9 protein-coding genes are annotated in these 5,533 nt (G+C 55.8%); 5 read left to right on the top strand and 4 right to left on the bottom strand.

Translation table 11 applies throughout. From position 1 onward, the window contains the following. Positions 1 to 850 (bottom strand): nucleotide-binding protein (locus MVO87_RS04020; protein ID WP_297552285.1); only part of this gene is annotated, 850 nt, incomplete at its 3' end. Beyond that, complete coding sequence (locus MVO87_RS04015) at positions 850 to 1,719, bottom strand: P-loop NTPase (protein WP_297512568.1); 870 nt, start codon at positions 1,717 to 1,719, stop codon at positions 850 to 852. The genes MVO87_RS04020 and MVO87_RS04015, both read right to left, overlap by 1 nt. A gap of 106 nt (positions 1,720 to 1,825) precedes the next feature. On the opposite strand from MVO87_RS04015, the gene MVO87_RS04010 reads away from it, so the two are divergent. From MVO87_RS04010 to MVO87_RS03995, 4 genes are read left to right on the top strand one after another with little or no spacing between them, the layout of a single operon-like run. Further along, on the top strand, positions 1,826 to 2,308 hold the full coding sequence (locus MVO87_RS04010) for a ferritin family protein (RefSeq protein ID WP_297552288.1): 483 nt from the start codon (positions 1,826 to 1,828) through the stop codon (positions 2,306 to 2,308). 55 nt (positions 2,309 to 2,363) lie between these two features. Then, complete coding sequence (locus MVO87_RS04005; RefSeq protein ID WP_297512598.1) at positions 2,364 to 2,777, top strand: NifB/NifX family molybdenum-iron cluster-binding protein; 414 nt, start codon at positions 2,364 to 2,366, stop codon at positions 2,775 to 2,777. A 3-nt stretch (positions 2,778 to 2,780) separates the two neighbouring features. Continuing rightward, positions 2,781 to 3,212: a methyltransferase family protein gene (locus tag MVO87_RS04000; RefSeq protein WP_297512570.1), complete on the top strand. Its 432-nt coding sequence runs from the start codon at positions 2,781 to 2,783 to the stop codon at positions 3,210 to 3,212. Beyond that, entirely contained in the window at positions 3,160 to 3,690 is a 531-nt protein-coding gene (locus tag MVO87_RS03995; protein ID WP_297512572.1) for a DUF2250 domain-containing protein, read from the top strand. The genes MVO87_RS04000 and MVO87_RS03995 overlap by 53 nt, the downstream gene beginning before the upstream one ends. 24 nt (positions 3,691 to 3,714) lie before the next feature. Here MVO87_RS03995 and MVO87_RS03990 read toward each other — a convergent pair whose 3' ends face one another. Both MVO87_RS03990 and MVO87_RS03985 read right to left on the bottom strand, forming a co-directional pair. Next, positions 3,715 to 4,134 (bottom strand): hypothetical protein, encoded by a 420-nt coding sequence (locus MVO87_RS03990; protein ID WP_297512574.1) that lies wholly within the window; start codon positions 4,132 to 4,134, stop codon positions 3,715 to 3,717. A 114-nt stretch (positions 4,135 to 4,248) separates the two neighbouring features. Continuing rightward, positions 4,249 to 4,989 carry a Rossmann-like domain-containing protein gene (locus tag MVO87_RS03985; protein ID WP_297512576.1) on the bottom strand — a complete coding sequence of 247 codons (741 nt, stop codon included), beginning with the start codon at positions 4,987 to 4,989 and terminating at the stop codon, positions 4,249 to 4,251. 116 nt (positions 4,990 to 5,105) lie between these two features. On the opposite strand from MVO87_RS03985, the gene MVO87_RS03980 reads away from it, so the two are divergent. After that, a partial coding sequence (locus MVO87_RS03980; RefSeq protein ID WP_297552286.1) for a NifB/NifX family molybdenum-iron cluster-binding protein occupies positions 5,106 to 5,533 on the top strand: 428 nt, incomplete at its 3' end.

Genomic DNA, 5,533 nt, shown 5'->3' with positions numbered 1-5,533 from the left:
TGAGCGCTTTGCTCGCCGGGCTGTCGGGGAAGGCCTCAACGACGGGTTTAAGCATCGCCATGCTCTTCGGAATTGCCCTGTCGTAGGGGACCTCGCCTATAACCGGAATCCCTTCGGCCTCGGCCCAGTCCCTCAGGGCGGTAAAGCCAGGGTTCAGGTCAGCCTTGTTGATTATCAAGTAAGCCGGCTGTCTGAAGTGCTGGACGACCTTGTAGGCACGCTGAACGTCGCTGAGCGAGGCCGGCGTCGGCTCGGCAATCAGTATCGTCAAGTCAGCCCCGCCTATGCTCGCTATCACCTGACAGCCGATTCCCGCCGCTGAATCAACAATCATGTGCTCTAGGTTGAGCTCGTCCATCAGCCTCTTCGCCCACTCCTTCTCCTCGGTGACGAGCTTACCGCTCTCAGGCCTGCCGACATCGAGCTGGGCCGAGATTATCGGGAAGCCGTACTTGGTGGTTGCCTTCCTGATGAGTCCAGAGCGGGCCTGCTCAAGGGTTATAGTGCCTGGAACGGGGCAAACTAAACCGCAGACGTTGCATCCCTCGCAGGTGAGCTCGTTGACGACGTAGTTGCCGTCCTCGTCGATGTAGATGCTCTCGTAGGGACAGCGCTCGTAGCAGATTCCACAGCGGACGCAGGTCTCGGTATTTATCCTGGCAACCTTAGCCCCGATGTGCTCCCTCTCCTCCTCCCACTCCTCAACGCCGAGGAGAAGGCCGAGGTTCGGGGCTTCGGCATCTGCATCGACAGCGATGAGTTTATACTTATCCTTCAGGAGGTAGAGGAGCGAGGCCGTTATCGTGCTCTTCCCGACGCCACCCTTACCGCTCGCAATCGCCACTTGCATCACTCACCACCCCCCAGGAACTCGGCAACCCTCTCGGCCAGTTCGCGGAAGATTTTCGCCTCGGGAACGTCCTCAAGGACGATGGGTTTTCCGCTTACGTAGCTCCTGACGATGTTCTCGCTGTAGGGAATCTCTGCCACAACATCTGCACCGTACTTCTCCGCTATCTCTCTCACCTTCCCAATGTCGCCCAAATCAGCCCTGTTGACAACGACCCACGTCTTAAGGCCCATCAGCTTCCCGAGCTGGAGAATGAGCTCGGTGTCGTGGATTCCCAGTGGGGTCGGCTCGGTGACCGCTATGAGGAGCCTTGACCCTTCAATCGCCTTCGAGACGGTGTTGCCGGTTCCCGCTGCAGTGTCAACCATCAGGAGCTCGTAGTCGAGGTTTCTCGCGCGTTTCTTCGCCTCAACGACGAGGGGCATCGAGCGCTCTTCACCTTCCCTAAGCTTCCCCGTGACGAGGGTGAATCCGTAGGGCGTTTCGGTCACATAGGTGTGGCCGATGACGCGGAAGGCTTCCAGAATCGCCCCCGGAACGGGACAGACTATCTCACAGGCCCGACAGCCCGAACAGAGGTTCGGCATGAGGAAGGGCGTCCCGTCCTTCAGGGTTATTATCGCGTGCTCTTCACAGACTTCTGCACACTTCCTGCACTTGGTGCACTTCGAGTAGTCGAACTTCGGCATGAACTGGTTCACCGGCTCTTCCCTGGCCAGCTCAACGCCGAGGAGCAGGTGGTCGTTCGGCGCCTCAACGTCCAAATCGGCTAAGACCAGCTTGAAGCGCCTTGCAAGCTCGACCGCGAGGTTAATCGCGACGGTTGACTTTCCGGTTCCTCCCTTTCCACCGCTCACGGCTATCTGCAAGCTCTCACCTCCAGAAATTAGGGAAGCCGAATTCCTTTTAAGCTTTGTGCATAATCACGAAAGTCGCGAAAAGTTTTTATTCACTTAAGGTTATTAAAATTCGGTGATGGGTATGAAGAGCGTCGTTAGGATAGAGAAAAAGAAGGCCGAAGTTTATAGGGCACTGATTCCGCTCGTCCCGAGGGACTTCAAGGACGACCTAAAACTCATTGCGAGCCACGCCGAGAGAAACGCAGAGCTTCTCGAAGGCGTTAAGTTGCCTGCAGACACGAGGGGACTGAAGGAAATCAATGTTGCCCTTGAGTTCCTTGAGAAGGCCCTCGCAGACCCCGAAGCGACCGTTGAGGACTACTACCGCTACGCCATCGACGCAGAGGAAGCGACGGCAAAGCTTTACTCGGAGCTGAGCATGAGAGCCAAATCAGAAAAGGCAAGGAGGCTCTTCCGCTGGCTGGCCGAGATAAGCAGGGAGCACGCCGAAATCCTGAGGAGGCACCTTGAGATGTGGGAGTTCATGCAGGAGAACGTTGAGGAGGAAGAAATTCCAGAAGATTTAATCGAGCAGTGGTTCGAGGACATCGACCTGTGATTAGGCTCCCCTAAATCTTTTTAAAGTGCCCATCGAGCTTTCAGCGGTGGTGCTCATGAAGAGGTGCCTCAAGGTCGCGTTCGGAATGGAGGACGATGAACACTTGATAGACGCACACTACGGCGACTCCGAGTTCTTCGCAATCTACGAGGTCTGCGAAGATGGAAGCGTGAGGCTCATCGAAAAGAGGCCGAACAAAGCCAAGGACTTCGAAGAGGAAGAGGACGAGGGGCACGGCGACCCGAGGAAGTTTAAAGCTGTGATTAGCCAGCTCCTCGACGTTGACGTTCTTGCCGCGTTCAGAATGGGGCCGAACTTCCTGAGGATTCGCGACAAGACCAACAAGGTAGCCTTCTTCACGAGGACGAGGGATTTAAAGCTCGCCCTGCAGAGGCTCATTGAGAACTTCGACGACCTCTACAGCCAAGTGCAGGCGAAGAAGGCCGAAAAGCCCCCAATCGAGGAGTGAGTCATGCACTTCTGGGGCATAGAGCCAAAGGTGGCGCTTTCCGCTTTTTCCTATGCGCTCCTCGCCTTTTGCCTGAACTCCGCCCTCGGGCTCCAGACTCTTAGATTGCCGGGGGTTGGGACAATTCTCGTTATCGTCGGAGTTGCACTGTGGCTCGTCTGCTACCTTCAGGTTTCAGGAGCTTACAGAGAAGGTAAACTGCTGACGGAAGGCTGTTATTCCCGCGTTAGGCACCCGATATACTCAATCTGGGGCCTCCTGACAATCCCCGGATTCTCCCTCGCCATCGGGGGCTTCATGCTGGGCCTGCCAGCGATTTACTGGTTCGCGGTAGTGAGGTTTATAGGCGATGAAGAGAAGACCCTTGAGGGGCGGTTTGGAGATGAGTGGCGGGAATACGCGAGGAGAACGCCCCGGTTCCTACCGAGGCTTTGAACTCCTACCGGTTCACCTCTACGTTCTCGTTCATCTGAAGAAAGCGGGAGTTGACTACGCCAAGATGATGGCGAAGGTGAGCGGTTTACCCCTTGAGCTCATCGAAGATGTGATAAACGACCTTCTCGAGCTCGGATTGATTGAGCGCGACTCGGGGAGCGCGATAAAGAGAAGCAAGGCGCGCTTCAAGAAGGCCTTCGAGGTTCACAAGCACCACACCTACTACCGCCTCTCCCGCGAGGGCGAGCTCTTCGTCCGCTCGATTGACGAAAGGTGGCTCAAGAGGTACTTCAACGCCCTCTTTCCCGACGGCTGGAGGGTCGTTAACGCCCTTGCAGAAAGCAGGGACGTGAGGGAAGCGGGCAGAAAGGTTCAAATCGAAGATGAAACCCTTGAGGAGCTTAGGGTTCTCCGCTTCGTGACGGAAAAGGGCAGAAAAACGGAGTTCTTCAGGAGGCTGTGGGAATTTCTCCAGTGAAGGGACAACAAAAATAGACTAAAATCAGGAGCGGGTAACGTTCTCAACAGTGGCGTTCTGAATCGCAGTGGTGAGGACTTCGTAGGCGTCCCTGAGGGTGAAGTAAGCGTTCCTGACGAGTATCATGACGCGGTAGCTTCCGAGGCTCGCGAGGATGTTGCCTCCAGCAGAAACCTCAGTTGCCCTCTCCATGAAAGTCGTTGCGTTGGTGTAAAGCTCTATCGCCCTGGAAAGGGTGGTGTTGTCCACTCCAAGCTCAACTGCCTTCTGGTATGTGGCGTTGAACTCAGGGAGTAGAGCGTTGTAGTTCCTGTAGTAGAAGTACGTCAGCATCATTATTGTCGTTGGGGAAACCCCGCTCGTCCTCAATGAAACTGCACCGGCCTGTGGCACTGCCATCCCGAGGAGAAGCACTCCGAGTATTGCAAGGACCACCTTTCTCATGGTCTCACCCAAAATGTGCACATTCATTCAGAAATATAAATCTAACGGGCAGGGTTCAGGCAAATAATGAACAGTGGGTTCCAACGGCACGGAGCCATGAATGCATCAACTCACTCATGGCACTGAAATCACGTACTTCTTGTTTCCCTCCTCAAAGCCCCTGAAGGAGCCGAGCTTGAGGCCCAAGAGGGCCTTCTCTATATCGACGACCTTCATCGAAGCCAGATGGGTAACGCGCGTTCTCCTGAGGAACTCAGGCAAAAGCTGTCCCGTTGGCCCAGTCAGGACGAAGAGCTTCGCCCTCTTTGCCCTGTCGATGAGCATGTCGATGGTTCCGTTCACGAGACAGCTTGCGCTCGCTATCACAACGTCCATCTCGGGAAGCAGATGGTACTCGAGGGCATCGCTGAGCGTTTCCCTGTCCCATAGCTTCGGGTTTCTCTCGAAGACGTAGAGCTCATGTCCCCTTTCCCGAAGCTCCTTCGCCAGCGGTGGCATGTTACCGATTAGCGCAACCTTTCCGGCGTTCTCATGCAGGAGCTCCAGAACGTCAACGTCGTCGGCGTCGCTTAGGTCAATGTGGTACTGAGAAACCGCGTTTATAGCGGCGAGTCCAAGGGTTCTTTCAATGACGTTCGTGCTATCAGCCTTCTCGATAAACCTATCAAGGAAGGGCTCACCTATTGAGTTCGTGTAACGTTGGACCTCCTCTGGAAGGGTCATCGCAACACCGAGGGCCTTTCCTTTTTCTCCTTCAACGAGAACCCACGTGTAGGGTAGGGCGAAGCCGAAGTCAACCAGCTCAAGCCCATCGGTGAGCTTTAAGGCCTCCCGTTTAATCCTTCTCAACAGCATGCAACCACCTGACCATTCATAGAGGTTTAGCCTTATTAACCAATTCGTTAGGGTCGCCGAAAGGTTTATAAGTTTGTGCATATGCACAAAATAACAGAAGGAAGGAGGTGATGGGTATGAGGATTGCGATACCTACCAACGGGGGAGGACTGAACGATACCGTTGCTCCCGTCTTCGCGAGGGCGCCCGCGTTCCTCATAGTTGACGTTGACGAGAACGGAAACGTCGTGGGCGAGAAGGTCATCCAGAACCCTGCCATGAACGCCGCGGGAGGTGCGGGACCGCTCGCGGTTCAGACGCTCATCAACGAGGGGGTTGAGGCGATAGTCGCCCCGCAGGTCGGTCCGAACGCCCTTGGGGCCATTCAGGCCGCGGGCATAAAGCTCTACCAGGTCGCTCCTGGAACACCAGTCGAGGAGGCCATCAAGGCCGTTACCAGCGGAAGCGCCCCGAGCACCGCCACTCCGGCGCCGGCCTACGGACCGTATCCTGCCACCCCGGCAACTCCAGTGCCTCCAGCCACACCGGTCTATCCAGCTTACCC

The sequence above is a fragment of the Thermococcus sp. genome (assembly GCF_027063845.1).
Classification (GTDB): Archaea; Methanobacteriota_B; Thermococci; order Thermococcales; family Thermococcaceae; genus Thermococcus.
The sequence above is the reverse complement of the archived record's forward strand: the minus strand, read 5'-3'. Positions and strand labels throughout refer to the sequence as shown.